The 20,196-nt window shown below is 59.2% G+C and carries 24 protein-coding genes and 3 tRNA genes; 11 read left to right on the top strand and 16 right to left on the bottom strand.

Annotation, left to right across the window (positions count from 1 at the left end; translation table 11 throughout):
- Nucleotides 1–17 precede the first annotated feature (17 nt).
- The 3 genes from DWB63_RS03555 (at nt 18) to DWB63_RS03545 (ending at nt 3,753) form a co-directional block, all read left to right on the top strand.
- Nucleotides 18–1,025, top strand: coding sequence for an ABC transporter substrate-binding protein (locus tag DWB63_RS03555; protein ID WP_206613126.1), 1,008 nt, complete (start codon nt 18–20; stop codon nt 1,023–1,025).
- A gap of 72 nt (nt 1,026–1,097) precedes the next feature.
- On the top strand, nt 1,098–2,765 hold the full coding sequence (locus tag DWB63_RS03550; protein ID WP_128327429.1) for an iron ABC transporter permease: 1,668 nt from the start codon (nt 1,098–1,100) through the stop codon (nt 2,763–2,765).
- Nucleotides 2,722–3,753, top strand: coding sequence for an ABC transporter ATP-binding protein (locus DWB63_RS03545; protein WP_128327428.1), 1,032 nt, complete (start codon nt 2,722–2,724; stop codon nt 3,751–3,753). The genes DWB63_RS03550 and DWB63_RS03545 overlap by 44 nt, the downstream gene beginning before the upstream one ends.
- Before the next feature lie 14 nt (nt 3,754–3,767).
- On the opposite strand, the gene ybaK is transcribed toward DWB63_RS03545, so the two are convergent.
- Both ybaK and DWB63_RS03535 read right to left on the bottom strand, forming a co-directional pair.
- The gene (ybaK, locus tag DWB63_RS03540) at nt 3,768–4,232 is read right to left on the bottom strand and encodes a Cys-tRNA(Pro) deacylase (RefSeq protein WP_128327427.1); all 465 of its coding nucleotides are present in this window, start codon (nt 4,230–4,232) and stop codon (nt 3,768–3,770) included.
- Between the two features lie 157 nt (nt 4,233–4,389).
- A tRNA-Glu gene (locus tag DWB63_RS03535) sits at nt 4,390–4,467 on the bottom strand.
- A gap of 481 nt (nt 4,468–4,948) precedes the next feature.
- Here DWB63_RS03535 and yedE point away from each other — a divergent pair.
- From yedE to DWB63_RS03510, 5 genes are read left to right on the top strand one after another with little or no spacing between them, the layout of a single operon-like run.
- Nucleotides 4,949–6,034: a YedE family putative selenium transporter gene (gene yedE, locus DWB63_RS03530; protein WP_128327426.1), complete on the top strand. Its 1,086-nt coding sequence runs from the start codon at nt 4,949–4,951 to the stop codon at nt 6,032–6,034.
- Between the two features lie 12 nt (nt 6,035–6,046).
- Nucleotides 6,047–6,265 (top strand): sulfurtransferase TusA family protein, encoded by a 219-nt coding sequence (locus DWB63_RS03525; protein ID WP_128327425.1) that lies wholly within the window; start codon nt 6,047–6,049, stop codon nt 6,263–6,265.
- Between the two features lies 1 nt (nt 6,266).
- Nucleotides 6,267–6,818 (top strand): DUF3343 domain-containing protein, encoded by a 552-nt coding sequence (locus tag DWB63_RS03520; RefSeq protein ID WP_128327424.1) that lies wholly within the window; start codon nt 6,267–6,269, stop codon nt 6,816–6,818.
- Nucleotides 6,806–7,669 carry an NAD(P)H-hydrate dehydratase gene (locus tag DWB63_RS03515; protein WP_128327423.1) on the top strand — a complete coding sequence of 288 codons (864 nt, stop codon included), beginning with the start codon at nt 6,806–6,808 and terminating at the stop codon, nt 7,667–7,669. The genes DWB63_RS03520 and DWB63_RS03515 overlap by 13 nt, the downstream gene beginning before the upstream one ends.
- On the top strand, nt 7,666–7,887 hold the full coding sequence (locus DWB63_RS03510) for a hypothetical protein (protein ID WP_128327422.1): 222 nt from the start codon (nt 7,666–7,668) through the stop codon (nt 7,885–7,887). Before DWB63_RS03515 ends, DWB63_RS03510 begins: the two co-directional genes overlap by 4 nt.
- A gap of 100 nt (nt 7,888–7,987) precedes the next feature.
- Here DWB63_RS03510 and DWB63_RS17195 read toward each other — a convergent pair whose 3' ends face one another.
- From DWB63_RS17195 to DWB63_RS03455, 12 genes are all read right to left on the bottom strand, one after another.
- The gene (locus tag DWB63_RS17195; RefSeq protein WP_164879778.1) at nt 7,988–8,155 is read right to left on the bottom strand and encodes a hypothetical protein; all 168 of its coding nucleotides are present in this window, start codon (nt 8,153–8,155) and stop codon (nt 7,988–7,990) included.
- Between the two features lie 49 nt (nt 8,156–8,204).
- Nucleotides 8,205–8,600, bottom strand: coding sequence for a CBS domain-containing protein (locus DWB63_RS03505; protein ID WP_128327421.1), 396 nt, complete (start codon nt 8,598–8,600; stop codon nt 8,205–8,207).
- Nucleotides 8,601–8,647: 47 nt separating this feature from the next.
- Nucleotides 8,648–8,995 carry a P-II family nitrogen regulator gene (locus tag DWB63_RS03500; RefSeq protein ID WP_128327420.1) on the bottom strand — a complete coding sequence of 116 codons (348 nt, stop codon included), beginning with the start codon at nt 8,993–8,995 and terminating at the stop codon, nt 8,648–8,650.
- Entirely contained in the window at nt 8,992–9,777 is a 786-nt protein-coding gene (locus DWB63_RS03495; protein ID WP_128327419.1) for a DUF1538 domain-containing protein, read from the bottom strand. Before DWB63_RS03495 ends, DWB63_RS03500 begins: the two co-directional genes overlap by 4 nt.
- Nucleotides 9,778–9,790: 13 nt before the next feature.
- The gene (locus tag DWB63_RS03490) at nt 9,791–10,513 is read right to left on the bottom strand and encodes a DUF1538 domain-containing protein (protein WP_128327453.1); all 723 of its coding nucleotides are present in this window, start codon (nt 10,511–10,513) and stop codon (nt 9,791–9,793) included.
- Between the two features lie 335 nt (nt 10,514–10,848).
- Nucleotides 10,849–10,926, bottom strand: a tRNA-Glu gene (locus DWB63_RS03485).
- An 8-nt stretch (nt 10,927–10,934) separates the two neighbouring features.
- Nucleotides 10,935–11,009 (bottom strand) — tRNA-Gln (locus DWB63_RS03480).
- A gap of 60 nt (nt 11,010–11,069) precedes the next feature.
- The gene (locus tag DWB63_RS03475; RefSeq protein WP_128327418.1) at nt 11,070–11,420 is read right to left on the bottom strand and encodes a hypothetical protein; all 351 of its coding nucleotides are present in this window, start codon (nt 11,418–11,420) and stop codon (nt 11,070–11,072) included.
- 39 nt (nt 11,421–11,459) lie between these two features.
- Complete coding sequence (locus DWB63_RS03470; protein WP_128327417.1) at nt 11,460–11,948, bottom strand: DUF721 domain-containing protein; 489 nt, start codon at nt 11,946–11,948, stop codon at nt 11,460–11,462.
- A gap of 3 nt (nt 11,949–11,951) precedes the next feature.
- On the bottom strand, nt 11,952–12,371 hold the full coding sequence (locus DWB63_RS03465) for a PEGA domain-containing protein (protein ID WP_128327416.1): 420 nt from the start codon (nt 12,369–12,371) through the stop codon (nt 11,952–11,954).
- Nucleotides 12,372–12,379: 8 nt separating this feature from the next.
- Nucleotides 12,380–13,270: a universal stress protein gene (locus tag DWB63_RS03460; RefSeq protein WP_128327415.1), complete on the bottom strand. Its 891-nt coding sequence runs from the start codon at nt 13,268–13,270 to the stop codon at nt 12,380–12,382.
- 173 nt (nt 13,271–13,443) lie between these two features.
- A complete protein-coding gene (locus DWB63_RS03455) occupies nt 13,444–14,232 on the bottom strand; it encodes a PEGA domain-containing protein (protein ID WP_128327414.1) in 789 nt (262 codons plus the stop codon).
- Between the two features lie 164 nt (nt 14,233–14,396).
- Between DWB63_RS03455 and DWB63_RS03450 the strand changes: the two genes are divergently transcribed.
- From DWB63_RS03450 to DWB63_RS03440, 3 genes are all read left to right on the top strand, one after another.
- On the top strand, nt 14,397–15,308 hold the full coding sequence (locus DWB63_RS03450) for a metalloregulator ArsR/SmtB family transcription factor (protein ID WP_128327413.1): 912 nt from the start codon (nt 14,397–14,399) through the stop codon (nt 15,306–15,308).
- Nucleotides 15,309–15,335: 27 nt separating this feature from the next.
- Complete coding sequence (gene ahcY, locus DWB63_RS03445; RefSeq protein WP_128327412.1) at nt 15,336–16,766, top strand: adenosylhomocysteinase; 1,431 nt, start codon at nt 15,336–15,338, stop codon at nt 16,764–16,766.
- 93 nt (nt 16,767–16,859) lie between these two features.
- Nucleotides 16,860–17,813: a discoidin domain-containing protein gene (locus DWB63_RS03440; RefSeq protein ID WP_128327411.1), complete on the top strand. Its 954-nt coding sequence runs from the start codon at nt 16,860–16,862 to the stop codon at nt 17,811–17,813.
- 24 nt (nt 17,814–17,837) lie between these two features.
- Here DWB63_RS03440 and glp read toward each other — a convergent pair whose 3' ends face one another.
- Together glp and argB are read right to left on the bottom strand one after the other, a co-directional pair.
- Nucleotides 17,838–19,091 carry a gephyrin-like molybdotransferase Glp gene (glp, locus tag DWB63_RS03435; protein ID WP_128327410.1) on the bottom strand — a complete coding sequence of 418 codons (1,254 nt, stop codon included), beginning with the start codon at nt 19,089–19,091 and terminating at the stop codon, nt 17,838–17,840.
- Nucleotides 19,092–19,253: 162 nt separating this feature from the next.
- On the bottom strand, nt 19,254–20,129 hold the full coding sequence (argB, locus tag DWB63_RS03430; protein WP_128327452.1) for an acetylglutamate kinase: 876 nt from the start codon (nt 20,127–20,129) through the stop codon (nt 19,254–19,256).
- Between the last annotated feature and the right edge of the window lie 67 nt (nt 20,130–20,196).

Here is a 20,196-nt window from a genome sequence, read left to right as displayed (position 1 = left end):
GTGACTGGGAGAACGAAATGCACACCATGAAATACCTGGGCTGGAGTCTGACCCTGTTCCTCATGCTTTTCTTGTGCTCGGGCGCTGCCCTGGCCAAGGAAGAAAACACGCTGACCATGTATGTGGCATATGGCGGCCCGGAGGTCATTGCGCAGAAGTTCGAAGAGGCCACGGGCATCAAGGTGGCGTTTCTGACCATGTCTTCCGGCGAGGTGCTGACTAGGCTTCGCGCGGAAAAGGCCAATCCCGGCGCTGACGTCTGGTTCGGGGGCGGCTCGGACGCCTTCATCCAGGCCAAGAAGGAAGGGCTGACCCAACCCTTCGTCGCTCCGAACGCAAAGCGTGTGGGGGCCGCGTTCAAGGACCCTGATGGGTACTGGACAGGAGTTTCCCTGGTTGTCGTCGGATTTCTGGTCAACAAGGATCGTCTGGCCTCCAAGGGACTGAAGGTCCCCGTCTCCTGGGCCGAGCTGGCCTCGCCCGAATACATGGATGAGGTCTCGGCCTCCAATCCCAACACCTCGGGCACGGCGTACACCACGATTTCCGGCGTCCTGCAGATCAAGGGCGAGGAAGCCGGCTGGCCGCTTCTTGACAAGCTCTATGCCAACATTCCCTTTTTGACCAAGAGCGGTTCCGCTCCCGGAAAGATGGCCCTGGCGGGCGAATATGCCGTGGGCATTGCGCCTGATCCGCACAACCTCGCCGGGAGAAATCCCGATGCCCCGCTGGCCGTGGTCTTTCCGGAAGACGGCGTTCTGGCCTGGCCTTCCCCTGTCTCCATCATTGCCAATGCCAAGCATCCTGAAAACGCCAAGGCATTTGTGGACTGGTGCCTGACCCCGGAGGGCCAGCAGATCCTCATGGAGGCCAGCCCCCGGGTGCCCACCACGGATGTCGAGACCCTGCCCGGCGTGCCCAGCCTCTCCCAACTGAATCTTGTCCCCTATGACATCCTGCATTGGGGCAACGAGCGTGAGCGGGTGATGCGGCAGTTCAACGAACGGTTCCCGAAATTCCAATAGCCCCCCCCCCGACGGGCTTCCGGCTGAACGACCGGAAGCCCGTCTTGTTCCCTGCGCGAGGACGGCCAATCCATGCTTTGTCATTCATCCAGGAAAAGCAGCTATCTGATATCCTGCACGGCATTTGCCCTGTTGCTGCTGCTGGTGGTGTATCCGGCGTTCACCGTCCTGCTGGAGAGCCTGCGCCCGAGCGGCGTGTGGGGCCTGGCTTCCTACGGCAGGCTTTTCGAAGGGCCGCGTTTCGCCTCCATCATCGGTTCCAGTATGGGTGTGGCCCTTGCCGGCGGTCTGGCCGCGTCGTTGTTGGGCGGAACCCTGGCCGTGATCGTCATCAAGACAAATGCGCCGTTTCGTCGCCTGATGGGCGTTGCGGCTCTGCTTCCCATCATCCTTCCGGGGTTCGTCTCCTCCATCGCCTACATTTTCCTGTTCGGGCGCAATGGTCTGGTCACGTACCAGTGGCTGGGCATTTCCTGGGACGTGTACAGTTGGAAAAGCGTGCTCGTGCTTCAGGTGGTGGACCAGTCCACAACGGCCTTTCTCCTGGGAGTCGCCGCGCTCAGAAACATCGATCCGGCCCTGGAAGAAGTGGCCGGGAGTCTCGGTGCCGGATCATGGCGCATCCTGCGCACCATCACGTTTGCCCTTGCTTCTCCTCTGGGGGTGGCCGCGTTTTTACTCAATGTCATGCACTCCATGTCGGATTTCGGCACCCCGCTGGTCGTGGGAGGTCCTTTCGATACCCTGGCCTCGGCTTCCTATACCCAGCTCATCGGCAAGTATGATGCGTCCATGGCCTCGACCCTCAACATGACGCTCCTGGCATTCTGCCTTTTGGCCTATGCCGGGTATGCGCTGCTGGAATCGCGTTTCGGGCGCACCCAGGTCATGGACCAGTCCAAGCCGGTGAAGCGGCTGCCCCTCGGCGGGTGGCCGGGCCGGGCCGTCTGGTTCCTGTGCATGGTGTTTTGCCTGTTCATGCTGGCGCTGTTGGCGTCCGTGCTCCTGGCGGCCTTTACCAAGCGCATGGGCGGGGATTATGCGCCGACCCTGATGTACTTCGAGTCCGTGGCCACGCGCGGTTTTGAAAGCGCGCGCAATACCCTGCTGTTCTCGCTCATGGTCGGTTTTCTGGCCGCCCTCGGCGGGCAGGTCCTTGCCTACCTCGTCAAGCGGATGCGCATTCCCGGTGCCGGGGCGCTGGACATCATGGCCACATTGCCTTTTGCCGTGCCGGGTACGTTCATCGGCGTGGGCTATGCCCTGGCGTTCAACAGGCCGCCACTGGTCCTGACCGGGACCTGGGCCATCATCGTGCTCAATCTGGTCATACGCAAACTGCCCATGGGCCTTCGTGCCGGGGCGTCCGTGCTGGCCCGGCAGGACCGCGCCCAGGAGGAGGCCTCCCTTTCGCTGGGCGCTTCAATGCTGCGTACTTTTTTCCGGGTAATCCTGCCGTCCGTGCGAACGGCCATGCTGGCGGGCGGGTTGTATGCCTTCGTGTCTGCCGTGCAGTCGCTCGGCTCCATCATATTCATCATTACCCCGGGCACGCGGCTCCTGTCCGTTGACGTTTTCGAAGCCGTGGTGCGGGGAGACGTGGGGCAGGCTGCGGCCCTGTCCGTCATCATGCTGGCCATGGCCGGTTTCGGCGCGGCGTGCTTTGCCGCAGCAACAACCATGAATCGAAAGAGCAATGAAGCAATACGAACACCTGCCGACATCCTCGGCCAGCGCTGATATCGAGTTGATCGGCGTGAGCAAGGCTTTTGGCGGCGCTCACGCGGTCAATGACCTGTCCATGCATTTCCGGCAGGGCGAGTTGTGCTGTCTGCTCGGCCCGTCCGGGTGCGGCAAGAGCACCACCCTGCGCATCATCGCCGGTCTGGAACAGCCGGACTCCGGCGAAATCCGCATCAACGGACGGGACATGAATGGACTGGCCCCGCAGGAGCGCAACCTCGGTTTCGTATTCCAGAACTATGCCCTGTTCCCGCATATGAACGTGTTCGCGAATGTCGCGTACGGACTGCGTAGCCGAGGCAGGTTGCCGGGCGGCCAAGTGAAAAGGGCCGCATCAGATGCCCTGGCCATGGTCCGGCTCCAAGGATACGGCGACCGCCGGGTGTATGAACTGTCCGGCGGGGAACAGCAGCGGGTGGCCCTGGCCCGCGCTCTGGTGACCAACCCTGACGCGCTCCTTTTGGACGAGCCGTTCTCCAACCTGGATGCGCGGTTGAGGGAGGCCATGCGGGCCGAGCTGGCCGATCTGCGGCGGAGGCTGGGGATCACCACCATCTTCGTGACCCATGACAAGGAGGAGGCCTTTGCCCTGGCCGACCGCATCGTGCTCATGCGGGATGGTCGCCTGGAGCAGGTGGGACTGCCGGAAGCCATGTATCTGCGGCCGGTTTCCGCGTTTGCCGCGGGTTTTCTGGGCAGCGTCAACAGCTTTGCCTTGGATGAAACCTTTTCCCGGACGTTCGGAGCGGCGGCAGCCCCACGGACCGGGCAGGTTTTCGTGCGCCCGGAGAGGATCGTCCTGGTGCGGGACGGGCAGGGGGCTTTCAGCGTGGTCGAGGCCCTTTTCATGGGGGCGTATGTGCGCTACCGGCTGCACAAGGTCGATGATTCGGGGTTTCCGATGGTGGAGGCGCACCGGCCGAACAGCGAAGCGAGGTTTGCTCCGGGTGACAGGGTGACGGTGCGCGTCGTCCCCGAGGATTAGGGGATCAGAGAAATTTATTTCGCCAGGGGCGCAAAGACACCGCCGGTCATCGCCGACAGGTCTGCCGGGGCCAGTTCGATTTCCAGTCCCCTGCGTCCGGCGCTGACGAGCATGGTGGAATGCTCTTCGGCCGAGGCGTCGATGAAGGTCATCAGCCGCTTCTTCTGTCCCATCGGGCTGACGCCGCCGACCACATAGCCCGTGGTCCGCTCCACCTTTCTGACGTCCGCCATGACCAGTTTCTTGGCACCCGCAGCCTTGGCCAGTAGCTTGAGGTCCAGCTGGCACATGACGGGCACCACGGCCACGATCAGGTCTTTGCATCCGTCGACAACCAGGGTCTTGTATACCTTTCCGGCCTCGACACCCAACTTTACTGCCGCCTCCCTGCCGTAGGACTCTGCAGCGGGATCGTGCTCGTATTCATGAACGGTGTAGGGAATTTTGGCCTTTTTTGCCTGATTGATAGCTGGAGTCATGGCATTTGTCCTGAGAGTTGATCGGTGAGGTCGTATTCCTACAGGCTCTTCCGTCATTTTTCAATGACAGTGGTATGGAGCTCTGCCCGGCCGGACCGGCTGACGTCCGACCAAAAAAAAGAAGCAACCGCTGATGCAGTTGCTTCTTTTGATATCATGGCGTCCCCAAGGGGATTTGAACCCCTGTTAACGGCGTGAAAGGCCGCCGTCCTGGACCAGGCTAGACGATGGGGACGCATGGAGCGACTGGCGTTTCCGGCGGGTAGTCTGGAACCCTGTGTTGCCGGTTTGCCTCGTCTGGAATGGCGTCTTTTACACATTATTTGATGCGATGCAAGTTTTTTCGAAGACGGGAATGCGATTGTCCCAGGCAATCATGGTCAGTCTGATCCGGTTGGCTGTCCTAAAGAGATGGCCGGGTCGAAAAAGAGACTGTATCAACCCTTGGATTGCCCCACGAACGTATTGGGAAAAGTTGCGCCTTCATGGGCACGAAACCGTGAAAGCCGTAGCCCTTTTTCGCTTTGCAAAGGGGCGGGGACAGCTACTGCGCCGTTGTCCAGCAAGGCAATATGCGAAGATGTATAGATGGTATCTATATATAATATGTGGCAACAAGATATAAAACAATTGGTCCCGTCTATGTCAAGGGGCTAATGTTCCAGAAGTTTTAATGGGGGACCGTTGGACAATATTCTATTAGGAAAGGAGGAGGTATGAGTAACTTTTTCGCCACACGAAAAGGCATCATTTCCGTTGGGCTGGTGATAGGCGGATTGGCCGCGCTGCTCCAGTACCTGGGAAATCCGGGGAACATGGGTATCTGCGTGGCCTGCTTTGAGCGGGACATTGCAGGGGCGGTAGGGCTGCACCGGGCGGGCGTGGTCCAGTACATGCGCCCGGAGATCATCGGTTTCGTGCTCGGTGCCCTGGGGGCGGCATTCGTAGGCAAGGATTTTCGTCCGAGGGCCGGTTCCGCGCCAATAGTCCGCTTCATCCTGGGCGCGTTCGCCATGATCGGGGCTCTGGTATTTCTGGGTTGTCCGTGGCGGGCCGTTCTGCGCCTGGCCGGAGGAGACCTCAACTCGCTCTTCGGGCTTGCGGGCCTGATCGTGGGCATCGGCGTGGGCACCATGTTCTTCCGGCAGGGGTACAACCTCGGGCGCAGCCAGAAGACCTACTGGTCCGTGGGACTCCTCATGCCCTTGCTCATGGTCGGTTTTCTGGTCCTGATGTTCCTGTATCCGCAAGTGGCTGACCAGCCCAAGACCGATGTGCTCTTCTACAGCCTCAAAGGCCCCGGCGCCATGCACGCCCCTCTGCTCATATCCCTGGGTGTCGGTCTGCTGGTGGGTGTCCTGGCCCAGCGCAGTCGTTTCTGCACCATGGGCGCGTTCCGCGACCTGATCCTTTTCAAGCAGGTACATCTGCTTTCCGGCGTGGTTGCCTTGCTGGTGGCGGCTTTTGCCCTTAACCTGGTTCTGGGACAGTTCAATCTCGGTTTTGACGGTCAACCTGTGGCCCATACTCAGGGGCTTTGGAACTTCATGGGCATGCTTCTGGCCGGTCTCTGCTTTGCGCTGGCAGGAGGCTGCCCCGGCAGGCAGTTGTTCCTGGCCGGTGAAGGTGACGGCGACGCCGCAGTCTTCGTGCTCGGCATGATCGTCGGTGCCGGGTTTGCCCATAACTTCGGTCTGGCCAGTTCTCCCAAGGGCGTTGGTCCACATGGCATAGCCGCTGTGTTCATCGGTCTGGCCGTCTGTTTGTTCATCGGTTTTACCATGCGAAAAAAAGCAGCTTAAGGGGGGCGTGACATGAAAGAATCAATAGACGCACGGGGCCTTTCCTGCCCTCAGCCGGTTCTGGACACCCTGGCCAAGATCGAGGCCATGGGTTCGGGCGAGTTGGAGGTTCTGGTGGACACCGAGGCATCCAAGGAAAACGTGTCCCGCGCCGTTCAGGCAAAGGGATGGCGTGTGGAGTCCATTACTGAGGACAACGGGGAATACTGCCTGAAGCTGGCTGGAGATTGATTTGGCCTTTCGCGACCTGTTCAAGAGAATAGCGCCCCGTCCGCGCGCTGACCAGCGCGCGGATCGGGGACTTCTGGTTTTTGAGCACACCAGCGAAGTCATCCGGGCGGAGCAGATCCTTAAATCGGCGGGCTATGCCGTGAAGGTCATGGGGCCGCCTCCCGAGGTCCAGAAGGGGTGCGATCTGGTGGTGGAGTTCCCGCTCATGGAGGAACTCGATATCCTGCGCAGCCTGAAAGGAGCCGGGGTCGCTCCCATGGAAGTGCTGCCGGTGACCGGGCCGCTGCTCGCGCCGGTGGATCTGTTTCAGGTCAAGGATTTCGGCCAGTACCTGATGGTTCGCGCCGCAAACATGAAAATCACCGTGGAAAAGAATACCCGTGTCATCGTCAACGTGTCCGGAGGAGGGTGCCCGGACGTGCCGTACATCGCGGCCCGTTTGATCGGTTGTACCCTGGATGACGCACCTGCGCCGCGGGACATCGGGCATACCCTGTGCGGCTACGCCCTGGAACTCGCCCACGCGGAGATGCTGCGTTTATGCTCGCCATAGTCGGAACAATCCCGGACCCCACGGTCCCGGTGCTGGATGCGCCTGTGGAGCTTGCGGACGACAGCCTGCGTGTCTTTGGTCGGGTTGTCAGTCCGGATCGGGGCACACCGGCCCTGCTGGCTGCGGCCTCCATCGCGTGTCGGCATCTTGGCCTGCCGTTGCCCCACGCATTTCTCGTGGGCGATGAGGGACTGGGCAAGGGCAGCCGAACGCTCTATCGCCATTTGACTGAAACCCTGCCCGACAGGTCTTTTTCCTCCATGGTCTTTCATTATCTCCAGCCGGATGTGGACTGGCACAACAAGGTTCTGCTGACCGCACTGTCCATGACGCCGCCGCCCACACTTATCGCGGACGCCGGGTTCATGTATGCGGCCAAGATGAGCGGCCAGGCCGGAGAATACGCCCTGTTTACGCCCGATGCAGGGGAGTTGGCCTTCCTGGCCGACGAGACGGCACCGCATCCTTTCTACACGCGCGGTTTCATTCTTCAGGACGAAGGCCGGGTGCCGGAACTTGTCGGGCGCGCCTATGTTCACGACAACGCTGCCGCCTGCCTGCTGGTCAAGGGTAATACGGATTACATTGCGGACCGCAGCGGCATTCTGGCCACGGTCACCGGCCCGTCCGAAGAGGCCATGGAAGCCATGGGAGGTACGGGCGACACGCTGACCGGCATGGCCTGTGCCCTGGTGGAGTACGGTCTGACCGTAGCCGAGGCCTCATATGTAGCGGCCCAGGCCAACCGTTACGCCGGACAACTCGCCGCGCCGACTCCGGCCACGCAGATAGGGGAACTGGTCAGGCATATCCCGGCAGCCCTGAAACGGGCCATGGATGAATTGACATGACCGGCCGCCGCATCACCTCTGACATGACGCTCCTGGATATCGTGTACCGATACCGGGCCACGGAAGCGGTTTTTCATTCGTTTGACGAACAGGCTGGTGAATGCCTGCTCTGCAAGGCGCTCTTTGAAACCGTGACAATCGTGGCTGAACGCTACGGCCTTGATCTCGACGTCCTGTTGGGTGAATTGGAGCGGGCGGCGGAAGAGTCGACGCACTGAAGAATTGACAGCCCCGTCCCGGTTGCGAAGCTGTGCCGTGAAACCGCGGGCACACTTTCGGGAAGAACTCGGTTTTTCTGCTCCGGCGCTGTGCCCGGATTTAATCCGATCCGGCACGGTCCTTAGGCGGCGGCAGTTCTCCGCCGCACTGCTTGCAGGATACGGTCTTGTTCTTGTCCACCAGGCGGACGAGTTGTGTCTTTCCGCAACGTTTGCACCTGCGTTTCATGTTCATTACGGACTGCAGGGCGGCGTGGAAAAACCACATGGCGACACTCCTTGTCGGTTTTGATCAATGGTTCTTTGCGGGCAAAGAGTCATAGCAGATTGTTGTTCAGGACCAGGGACGAGAGCGTTACCATGCCGACCACCTCGCCCATGTCTTCGACCGGGGCGCTGCGTACTCCGGTTCTGTTCATCAGGCGAACGGCGTATCGGATGTCCATCCTGGCCGGGACAGTGATGATCGGTTTGGTCATGATCTCATATACATCGACCTTATCTCCATCCAATCCGGGAACAATGACCTTCTTGACCAGATCGGTAATGGTCACCACTCCCCAGGCGTCATCTTCGTGGCGGCGATCCACCAGGAGTTCGGACACGCGCATTTCGCGCATCTTTCTGGCAGCCTCGGAGGCCGAGGTCATACCATCGATGCTCAATATTTCTTTACTCATGACATCGCCAACGCGGACAATGGGTTCAGACATACTCCCTCCAAGGCCGGATGACGGCGTCACCACGGCTCGACAGTCGTTTACAGGTACTTTTCCCTGACCTCTTCCTTGAACCGTTCGATCTGGCTCTCCATGCCGACGACCTGCTCGACGGGCAGGACCAGGGCTATTCCGGTTCCGGGTTTCTTGAATTCTCCGGCGTCTTCTATGCTCTTCAGAACAGGATTGACAAGGTGTTCCTCCAACAGGAACATGACGATATCGGTTTGATCTTCCAAGGCAAGTCCAAAAAATGTCAATGCTTCGCGCATTCCGGTCCCGCGCCCGGCAATGATGGTCGCCCCGGTGGCACCCACGGCCTTTGCGGCATCCACGATGGGATCGGTCCTGTGTGTTTTGACCGCAGCGAGTATAAGTTTGAATCTCATTGGGTACCCCCTGTATTGGATTTGGTTCGGCGATTGGTCGCCCACTGCGTCAACTGGGCGTAAGTCATGACGGAAATGATCGGGAACAGGCTGGCAAAGGCGATCAGCCCGAATCCGTCAATGGCCGGGTCGCTGCCCGGGACGGCTTCCGACAATCCCAGACCCAGAGCGGCCACCAGCGGCACGGTCACTGTCGAGGTGGTCACCCCACCCGAATCATACGCAAGGGCGATGATCTTTTTCGGGGCAAAGAACGTCTGTGCGATGACCACAACATAGCCGACGAGAATGTAAATGTACAATGGCGTGCCTGTGACTATGCGGAAGGTTCCCAGGGCGATGCCCACGGCTACGCCCAGAGCCACAGTTATCCGCAGCCCCCATTGGCTGATGCCGCCGCCCGAGACCTCCTTGGCCTTCAGGGCCACGGCCAGAAGAGACGGTTCGGCAATGGTCGTGGAAAAACCGATCATTGCGGCGAATACGTATATCCAGCCGTAGGCGGTCCAACTGGAAACGGCTTCGGCTCCTCCCATCAGGAAAGACGGATGGGAAAGCTGGGCGGCCATTATTCGTCCGACAGGGAACAGGGCTTTTTCAAGACCCATCAGGAACAGGGCAAGGCCGATGACCACATACACTCCGCCCAGGACCAGCCGTTTCGGATGTGCAATGGGCTGCCGGAGCACGAACAGTTGAAAACCGACAAGCAGGGCAACGATGGGCAACACGTCGCGGCATGTAGAGAGAAAGGCTGTGATGAACTCGGAAAGTAATTCCATCCTTGTCTCCTTGCTATATGCCGAAGATGAACAGGCCGTACCCGATCACGGCAATCATCGGCAGCAGGGACGCGAACGCGATCAGGCCGAAACCGTCGGTCAGCGGATTGCGTCCCTTGATTATGGATGCAAGCCCAACCCCGAGTGCCGCCACCAGGGGGACAGTCACCGTCGAGGTGGTCACACCCCCTGCGTCGTAGGCGATGCCCACGATTTCCTTCGGAGCGAAGATGGTCATGATCATGACCAGCACGTAGCCGCCGATGATCAGGTGGTGCACAGGCCAACCGCGCAGGATGCGAAGTACGCCGATGAGGATGGACAGTCCTACGGATAATGCCACGGACAGACGCAGTCCCATGGCATAGCTGTTCATGGAGGCCTCGCCTGGCAGGATGAGTCCTCCTTTCGAGGCGATGCTGGCGGCTTCGGCCGCAACGGCGATGAGCGCCGGTTCCGCCACGGTCGTGGCAAACCCCAGGGCAAAGGAGAATGTCAGCAGCCAGAACAGACTGCCCTTGCGCGCCAGGGCATGTGCCATCTGCTCACCGATGGGGAACAGCCCGATCTCAAGTCCCTGTATGAACAGGGTCAGGCCCAAGACCACGAGCAAGGCCCCTTGCAGGACTCCCAGTACGTCCGGCAGGGGCTGCCGGAGCACCACGCCCTGAAAGAAGGCTATGACCAGAATGATGGGCAGCAGATCCTTGAAGGAAGCCCACAGCCGTATACCCATGCCCTTTGCATAGGATAGGGTCAATGTCGTTGCGGCGGTCCTTTTCATGCTTCCCTTGGTTGTATTCAACCCTTCTCGAATTTTCAGCGAGGTCTCTTGGGGCTGCGATCCGTCGAGTACAATATGAACAGTATGATTATATTCATCAGGGGAGGGCATCGTCAACGAGAATCGGAATAGCTGAGCGCTGTTGCGTAGCGGCGCTTTTTTTCACAGGTCTTGAGGAGTTAGCGGCGCCTGCTGTCCCGGGCTTCCCCCGGGAGGGGCGTTGTTCGAGATTGTAAGGAGAAAAAAGAAAAGGGTTACGGTTTAAACCGTAACCCTATGCTTTCTTATGGCGTCCCCAAGGGGATTTGAACCCCTGTTAACGGCGTGAAAGGCCGCCGTCCTGGACCAGGCTAGACGATGGGGACGCAATATTTGGCTGGGCTGCAAGGACTCGAACCTTGATTAACGGAGCCAGAACCCGTCGTCCTGCCAATTGAACGACAGCCCAGTAGCGAGAAGATGATTTAAGGGTTAGGCCCCCTTATGTCAACTCCTTTTTAGCGCAAAATTAAATTGCGCGTGCGAGCTTGCGGGTACGCTTCTTCAGCGTGTTGATCTTGCGGCGAATGAAGGTGCGCTTGCCGCGGTCTTCCATTTCATTCTTTTGGGCGCGCAGGGCACGGATCTGCCTCTTGATTTCGGCGATCTGCTTCTTGTAGGGAGAGACCTGTTCTTCATCGACGATGCCGAAGGCGTCCTTGATCTCCTGAACAAGGGCGTCCTTGTCCTTGCCGGAGGCGCCGACGATCATGGGGAGTTTTTCCACGCAAAGAGCGCGCAGCTCCTTGGCGGTCATTTTCTCCAGGGGCTTGGTCAGGCCAAGCTCGTCAAAGGAAATTTCTTTTACTTCTTCACTCATGGTGTACTCCTTAAAAAAAGCCCTGAGGCTAAAATGTGGTTATGAGTCGTCAAACAATCGTTGGTACGCCCGATAACATCTGCCCACTGGCGAATCGGGGTCCAGCTCTTTATTCAAGTTGCCTAACTTCTCAGGTCTTTTAAGTTTCCTCGGAGGCTCGGGAGCCTCCGGCCGGACTTCTCCGTCCAAAGGAACTCTGCCGTTTAGCAGTTCGAACACCACCTTGTCAAAGACTTCTTCGCCCAGGAAACCGTTTATTTTATCGAGCAGCAGAGGGCCCAGATACTGGGCTTCCTGCATGACCATCGGGTCCTCGGCTGCCAGGATGATTTTCGAGCCTCGGTGGCCCAGCGGCCGGGCGATCTGAGCCATTTCTCCCATGAGGCTGTCCCAGGCACGCCACAGTCTGGCCAGGGCATATCCGCCGGTGGTGTCCAGTTTGTCCAGAAAACGGGGCAGGGCCGAGCCAACGGGCTGTACCCGGTTGGACCGTCCGGGCCGGTCGTAGGTGCGTCTGTAAAAGACCATGGGTTAAATCTCGTCGCCCTTGGGGGTCAGTTTGATGGTGACGAGGGCCGGTTTCAGCACGTAGGCATCGCCGCTGCGTTCCTGTTCGTCCACTTCCTGGGCCGTGGCAGAAGCAACGCCCTCGGGATCGCCCCCCCTGATGATACCGGTGATCAGCCCGTCACGGATGGCCCGATCCGGTTTGAATTCGCGTTTCAGGATGACTTCCTCCTGCGCATAGCCCTCTTTGACGATGGTGATGAGGTGATCGGACTGTTTGTCCGGATTGACCGAGCAGGGGGTGGTGCATGTCTTTTTGCCGTCGAGGTAGACGGTCGCGCCGATGGGGTCGGTCGAAACCGGAATATTCTGCTTGGGCACACCGCAGGCGCACAGCGTGAGCAGGCATATTATCATATATATGGGGGCCGCTCTTTTGGTCATTGAATTCCCTACATGCAGACACGGGCCCGATAATTGACGATGATGACCGGGCAGCCGGGAGAGAGCGCCACCTGGATGGAGGTGGACCCTATGGCCGGTTTGGCCGGTTCTTCGCTGCCTGAGTACTGGGCCATGATCACCAGATCCGCCTGCTCCCAACGGGCCTGTTTGAGTATCTCGATGTACGGGATACCTTCCCAGCAGTGGAAGGCGTGGCTGATGCCTGTCAGGGCCACGGCGTATTTCTTCTGCATCCTCGCCAGGGCCTTGTCGATGAAGATATCCATGGACTGCATGTAATATTTGGGGTTTGGGGTGGTCTGGCCGATGTCCAGCACGTGGAATATGTCCAGGTGTGCGTCATTGGCGGCGGCGAGCTGGATTGCATAACACAGGGCCGAGTCCGAAGGGGTGGAGAAGTCGGTGGCCATGACCATGCGCTTTATTTCAGCGCCCGGAGTCATTTCGTTGGTCACCACCATGACCGGAGCAAAGACATTGGCGCAAACCTTGCGGATGGTGGTGTCCACTACACCCCACATGCGATCGGGGCGGTGTACGGCCTGGGTGTGGTGTCCCATGACGATCAGGTCCACGCCTTCGGAGTGGATAACCTTGAGCATCTCTTCATGGGCAGGACCGCAGGCCACCCGTATGGAATGTTTGGGGATGTCCTTAAGGTCGTCTGCGTAGTATTCAGCGATTTTCACTTTGGCCGATTCATTCAGGGCCTGTGCCGGAATGGTGTCGTCAAAGGAACACCAAGCGTCCCTGCCGATGGGCAGGGCGTGGAACAGCACCAGTTCCGCCCCGCGCTTGCGGGCAAGGTCAAAGGCCGCTCTGGGTGCGGTCGGAGTGTCGATCTGCGGAGTTACAGCCAGGAGAATCTTTTTGAACATATCGCCTCCTTGTCGTGCCGGTGAGTGTTGTTCTGCATTCCGCCAACCGGCTTGGCGGCTGTCCAATGCTACTATTGCAAAATTCGGATGAGCAGAGCAAGCATTATCGGAAGTCTGACCGACTGGAAAAGGAAAAGGCCCCGCTGATGCAGGGCCTCTTGGTATTGTTGTGTTTATTCTTTGGATTGATCCGTGCCGCCCTCTGCGTCTTCCAGCAGGTGAAGGACTCCGAGTCCTGCCTCCACCGGGTTGACGTGTACGCCCACTTTCACCGAGCTGGAGGAGGAAGTCTGTTTCATTGACCCGTCACCGTTGTAGTGGGTGGAGGTGTGGGAGTGATGGCTCACTTCCTTTTCGGTTCCCACGGTCGGGGCTGCAACGGCTGCGCCTTCCAGCAGGGCCTCGGCTTCTTGGGTCGGGTTGTTCTCAATGGCGCTGCCCAGTGTCGCTGGCTCGGTCGTTTTGACCAGTGCCTCCCGGTCTTCGGGGGCGAGTTGGTCACTGGAGATGACGATGGGGGCCTGCCCGCCTTCAGCCTGGGAGGTCTGCGCCTCAATGGGTTGCAGTCGGACGACCACGGAACTGGGGGAGAGGACATAGGCGTCGCCGCTCTGCTCATCGGCGCCCATGGTCATCAGGGCATTGGCCACGGCACCTTCGGTATTGGCTCCCATGGAGCTGGTGCTGAGGCCGGATTGTGCCGCGTCGCGGGTGACGCCTGTCGTGTCGTATTTTTGGGATATCTGGACATCGACCTGGTGAAATCCGTCTTTCTTGAATGTCAATATATGCGGCTGCGTCTTTTCCAGGGTCACGTTGCAGGGGGTTTGTCCGACCTGGTTGCCGTCGGCAAAGACCAGGGCTCCGTCAGGGTTGCTGCTGACGGGAATGTTCTGTGTGGCGGCGGAGCAGGCGGTGAGAGCAAGGCAGGCGATCAGGATTAACGGAAGGGTAAGTTTCATGGGGATTCCTCATTGGTTATGTTTCAGGGCACTATACCTAAGGCTGGTTTTTAGCTCAATGATAGATTGAGACTCGGTTCATACAGGGCTTGACGGGTCTGGGGTTCATGGGCTAGAAGTCGGATATTCCTTATATCAAGATATACTGATATAGAGTGAAAAATATGGAAATAATAAAATATTGCAAAGCATTGTCTGACGATACGCGGGCGCGACTGGTCAACGTTCTGCTGGAATACGAGCTGAACGTCGGTGAAATCGTCCAGGTCATGGAGATGGGGCAGTCCCGTATTTCCCGTCATCTCAAGATCTTGTCCGAGTCCGGTCTGGTGCATGTGCGCCGGGAAGGGTTGTGGGCCTTCTACCGGGTCAGCGAAGACGGGCCGGGGCGCATGTTCCTGAACGGCGTCAGTGCGTTGCTTGAAGGCGAAGCTGAGTTGAAGCGGGACCGCAATCGGGCCGAGAAGGTCGTCAGGGAACGGACTGCCGCCACGCGTCAGTTCTTTGATGAGATAGCTCCCGAGTGGGACCGCATGACCGCCGAAGTTCTGGGCGATCTCGACTTGGGTCGAGAGATCCAGGCACGGCTGCCGGAGTGTGCCTGCGCCGCCGATATCGGCTGCGGGCCCGGCGACATGCTGGAAATCCTGTCCCGCTCGTCTGACAAGGTCATCGGTGTGGACAACTCGCCCAAGATGCTGGAGCTGGCCGAGGAGCGGTTCCCCGACAACGCACGCATGTCCCTGCGCATCGGCGAGATGACCCATCTGCCCCTGCGCGACTGGGAAGCGGACTGCACGGTCATGTCCCTGGTCCTGCACCACCTGACCCGGCCCATAGACGCCATCAGGGAGGCGGGCAGGGTGCTCAAGATCGGCGGCAAGCTGATCATTGCCGAGTTCGATCAGCACGAGAACGAACTCATGCGTTCGGAATACGGTGACCGAAGGCTTGGTATCCCGCGTGAAAAGATGTGCGTGTGGTTGGAGAAAGCCCGGTTTACCATCAGTGCCGTTACGGAATTTTCTGTCAACATGGGCCTCGTTGTTGTTTTGTACGAGGCAGAAAAAAATTAATATCCAACCCCTTATTTGGAGGTAACAATGTCCAAGAATGTCATGCCCGTGGATCCCGCGTGCGAAAACAAGGTCGCTGATCTGTCCCTGGCCGAATGGGGCCACATGGAAATGCAGCTGTCCGAGCGCGAGATGCCGGGCCTTATGTCCATCATAGAAAAGCAGGGCAAGGACAAACCGCTCAAGGGTCTCAAGGTCATGGGCTCGCTGCACATGACCATCCAGACCGCCATGCTCATCAAATGCCTTTATGAGCTGGGTGCCGATATCCGCTGGGCGTCCTGCAACATCTTTTCCACCCAGGATCACGCCGCAGCGGCCATTGCCGACTCCGGCATGGCCAAGGTCTTTGCCTGGAAGGGCGAGACCCTTGAAGAATACTGGTGGTGCACCGAGCAGGCCCTGACCTGGCCTGACGGCTCCGGCCCTGACCTCATCGTGGATGACGGCGGCGACGCCACCATGCTCATTCACCAGGGTGTCAAGGTCGAGGCTGATCCGTCCATCGCCGACCAGAAGTACGATGTCCTTGAATTCCAGATCGTCATGGAACGTCTGGCCGCCAGCGTGAAGGCCAATCCGACCAAGTGGACCGGGATTGCCAAAAAGATTCGCGGCGTGTCCGAAGAGACCACCACCGGCGTGCACCGTCTCTACGAGATGCAGCGCGCAGGCGAACTGCTCTTCCCGGCCATCAACGTCAACGACTCCGTGACCAAGTCCAAGTTCGACAACCTGTACGGCTGCCGCGAGTCCCTGGCTGACGGCATCAAGCGCGCCACCGACGTCATGGTGGCGGGCAAGGTCACGGTGGTCGTGGGTTACGGCGACGTGGGCAAGGGCTGCGCCCAGTCCATGCGCGGTTTCGGTGCACGGGTGTTGGTCACCGAGGTCGATCCCATCTGCGCATTGCAGGCCGCCATGGAAGGGTACGAAGTGACCACCATGGACGAAGCCGCTCCGCAGGGCGACATCTTCGTCACCTGCACCGGCAACTACCATGTCATCACCGGCAAGCACATGGATGCCATGAAGGACGAGGCCATCCTCTGCAATATCGGCCACTTCGACTCCGAGATTGAGATGGCTCACCTGGAAGCGAACCCCAAGTGCATCAAGAAAGAGGTCAAGCCCCAGGTGGACAAGTGGACCCTGCCTTCCGGCAAGTCTCTGATCGTCCTTGCCGAAGGTCGCCTTGTCAATCTCGGTTGTGCCACCGGCCACCCGAGTTTCGTCATGTCCAACTCGTTCACCAACCAGGTTCTGGCTCAGCTCGACCTGGCCAAGAATGACTATGATCCCAAGGTCATGATCCTGCCCAAGAAGCTGGATGAGGAAGTGGCCCGTCTGCACCTGGCGCGTCTCGGCGTGAAGCTGGAGAAGCTGACCAAGAAGCAGGCCGATTACATCGGCGTGGACGTGGAAGGTCCGTTCAAACCCGACCACTACCGTTATTAGTCATTAATATCGTTGAATATAGTAAGCGGGGGTCGATTGGCCCCCGTTTTTTTGTGCGGGACTGCCCATGTGTCTTGTGCTAGGAGTGTGGTCATGCGCGCAACAAGTCTGATTATCCTCTTCCTGGTCTCCCTGCTCATGGCCGGTCCGGCCCTGTCCATGGACGTGAATATCAAGGTTTCCAGCTTCAAGATGGACCTTGTCCTGGCATACGCTCCCGAGAATCTCATGGACGGGGATCCGACCACGGCCTGGGCAGGGGGCAGTATCTCGTCCGGTGAAGGACAGTGGATGGAATTTGTCTTTGATGTTCCGGTGCGGGTTACCCGATTGGGTGTTTACAACGGGCATCAGGGCGAGGGGCAGTTCGAGAAGTTCCGGCGCATCCGTTCGGGGCGCATCGTCTATCCCGACGGGACCGAATTCCCGTTCTGGCTCCGGGACGAGCCGGGCGAGCAGATCATCGAGTGCAACGGCGATGCGTTCAAATCGATCAGGGTCGTGGTGGACGAAGTGTTTCCTGAAGGGGTGCCGCTGGCCAAGATGAAGCTGGCGGTTTCCGAGGTCAAACTCTATCTCACCCTGATGAGTCGTCCGTCCATGGCCGGCGAGAGGGATACGGCGGTGCAGGCGGTGCACGTGCCGGCTCCGCCGCCGGTGGATACGAAGAATTCGGTGCCGGAAGAGATCAAGGAACTGCTCAGAGAATTTTACGTCAAGCAAGCCTCGCTGGATGACGATTATCCTATGCTGTTCGCGCCTCACGTGCGCGACCGGTTTGATTTTCAGCTTGAGGTGTTCAAGCAGATCCAGCGTCAGCGCGGCACATACCAAGCCCTGCGCACGTCCGAGGTGGACCCGTCCGGTCTGGGGTTTGAACTGATCTATCTGGATAAGGATGTGGCCGAGGTCCGGGTCTTCGGCGTCTACCGGGTCAAGGTGGCACAACTGGATCAGAATCTGGAAGATGATTCGGTCTTTGCCCTCATCAAGGGCACGGACGGATGGAAGATTCTCGAGCTTGAGGGTCAGGAAAAGGGTATTTAATCAGAATCCTTTAATCCCAGTCTGTTATATAATCCACACATCAATCAATTCTGTGGCGTAAAGCCCTTCTGACGTGGCCGGAATTGCGGCCAGGCCATGGGCCTGGACAATGGTCCGCAGCAGTCCCGACTTGCCCAGCACAGGGTGGGCCAGGGGCGGTTGGCCGACCCTTTCCTCCAGGCGGATGCGGATATAGTCCTCGCGGCCCGGCTTGGAGGGCATGTTGCGGGCGAGTTCCGCCGTGCGCATCGGGCGCAGCAACTCCGAAAAAGCGTCTGCTTCCCCTTGGAGGTGGCGGATCAGGGGCAGGATGAGCACGTGCATGACAACCAGGGCGGAAGTCACCTGGCCGGGAAGGCCGAGCACGGGCTTTTCGCCCACCCGGCCGAGGATGGTCGGTTTGCCGGGGCTCAACGCCACGCCGTGGGCCAAAACCTGCGCATCATCCATGGTTTCGATAGCCTGGACAGTGAGATCCCGGACGCCGATGGAGCTGCCGCCCGACAACAGCACCAGGTCGTTTTCGGCGATGGCCTTTTGCAGGGCGCGGGACAGGCTTTCAAGGTCGTCCCTGACGATGCCGTATCGGGTGGGCATGCCGCCCGCCAGTTCGGCCAGGGCGGCCACGGTATGGGTGTTCACGTCCCGGACCTGGCCCGGTTGGGGAGTCCGGCCGACTTCGATCAGCTCGTCGCCGGTGGACAGGATGCCTACCCTGGGGCGGCGGGTCAGGGAGAGTTGTTCGAAACCCAGGGCGGCTGCCAGCCCGATTTCCTGGGGCCGCATGATTGTTCCGGCGGGCAGGGCAACGGCATCGGCCTTGGCGTCTTCCCCGCGCTGCATGACGTTTTCACCCGGAGCGATGCTCTTGCGGATTTCGATAGTGCCGTTTTCCGCGTCTTCCTGCATGGACAGGGTGTGTTCCACCATGATGACGCTGTCTGCGCCCTCGGGCAGGACGCCGCCGGTTGAGATGCGGGCGCATTCGCCGGGATTCAGGGCGATGTCCGGCAACTTATCGATAGACAGGCTGGCCACGCATTCCAGATAGCCGGGATTGGATTCTCCTGCACCGAATACGTCGCGGGCGTTGACCGCGAACCCGTCCATGCAGGAACGGTCGAGCAGCGGCCAGTCGTGGGCTGCGGTCAGGTCCTGGGCCAGCACACGGCCGGAGGCCAGGGCCAGGTCCACGGTTTCCTCTCCCAGCGGCGGGAATGTCCGCAGCAGGGTTTCGAATTCAGCGCGGCTGATGATGGTGAAAAAACCGTGACTCATGTGGCTCCTAACAGACAGTTGAAAAACAGCGACCTGCGGCGTTGCTTCAAAAAAAATTAATCCTCACGTGCAGGAAGTACACTTCGGTCTTGAACTTTTTTTTGCGTCTTACATCTCACTATAACTGAACGGTCTGCATTTTTTGATTATTTAAACGGCCTGTTAGTAAGTGATTTCGGTGCCGATGCCGGATTTGGTGAACAGTTCCAGCAAAATGCAGTTTTCCACCCGACCGTCGATGATGGCGGATTTCTCCACCCCGGCCACGGCTTCGAGGCAGCACTTGATCTTGGGGATCATGCCTCCGGTGACCACGCCGGAGCGGATGGCCTCAAAGGCCTCCTTGGCGGTCAGGGATGTGATCAGTTCGCCGTTGGCGTCGAGCAGGCCTGGTACGTCGGTCAACAGATAGAGGCGCTTGGCGCCGAGGGCGGTAGCCACGGCTCCGGCCACAGAGTCGGCGTTGATGTTGTAAGTCACGCCCTGGTCGTCCACGCCCACGGGCGCGATGACCGGGATGAAGCCGTCCTTGAGCAGGGAGTGGATGAGCTTGGTGTTGACCGAGGTGACCTCGCCCACCTTGCCCAGGTCGATGATCTCTGGCGGGGCGTCGTTCTTTTCGATGGCCAGCTCCTTGGGTTCGGCGGTGATCAGCCGTCCGTCCTTGCCCGACAGCCCCACGGCCTCGCCGCCGTGCAGGTTGATCAGGTTGACGATCTCCTTGTTGACCTTGCCCACCAGGACCATCTCCACCACGTCCATGGTGGCCTCGTCCGTGACACGGTACCCCTGGCGGAAGTGGGACTCGATGTTGAGCGCACTCAGCATCTTGCCGATCTGAGGTCCCCCGCCGTGAACGACCACGGGGTTGACGCCGATATATTTGAGCAGGATGATGTTCAGGGCAAAGGCGCGTTTCAGGTTTTCATCGATCATGGCGTTTCCGCCGTACTTGATGACGATGGTTTCGCCGAAAAATTCAGTGATGAACGGCAGGGTCTCGATGATGGATTTTGCCTGAAGCTGGTAGCGCTTCATATCCCGCTTGCTGATGGACTCGTGTTTCATAAATGGCTCCTGAATTCCGGGAATAGCCCGGATTGGG

This window comes from Pseudodesulfovibrio sp. S3, assembly GCF_004025585.1.
Classification (GTDB): Bacteria; Desulfobacterota; Desulfovibrionia; order Desulfovibrionales; family Desulfovibrionaceae; genus Pseudodesulfovibrio.
Note: the sequence above shows the minus strand (reverse complement) of the source record. Positions and strands in the feature narration are given on the sequence as shown.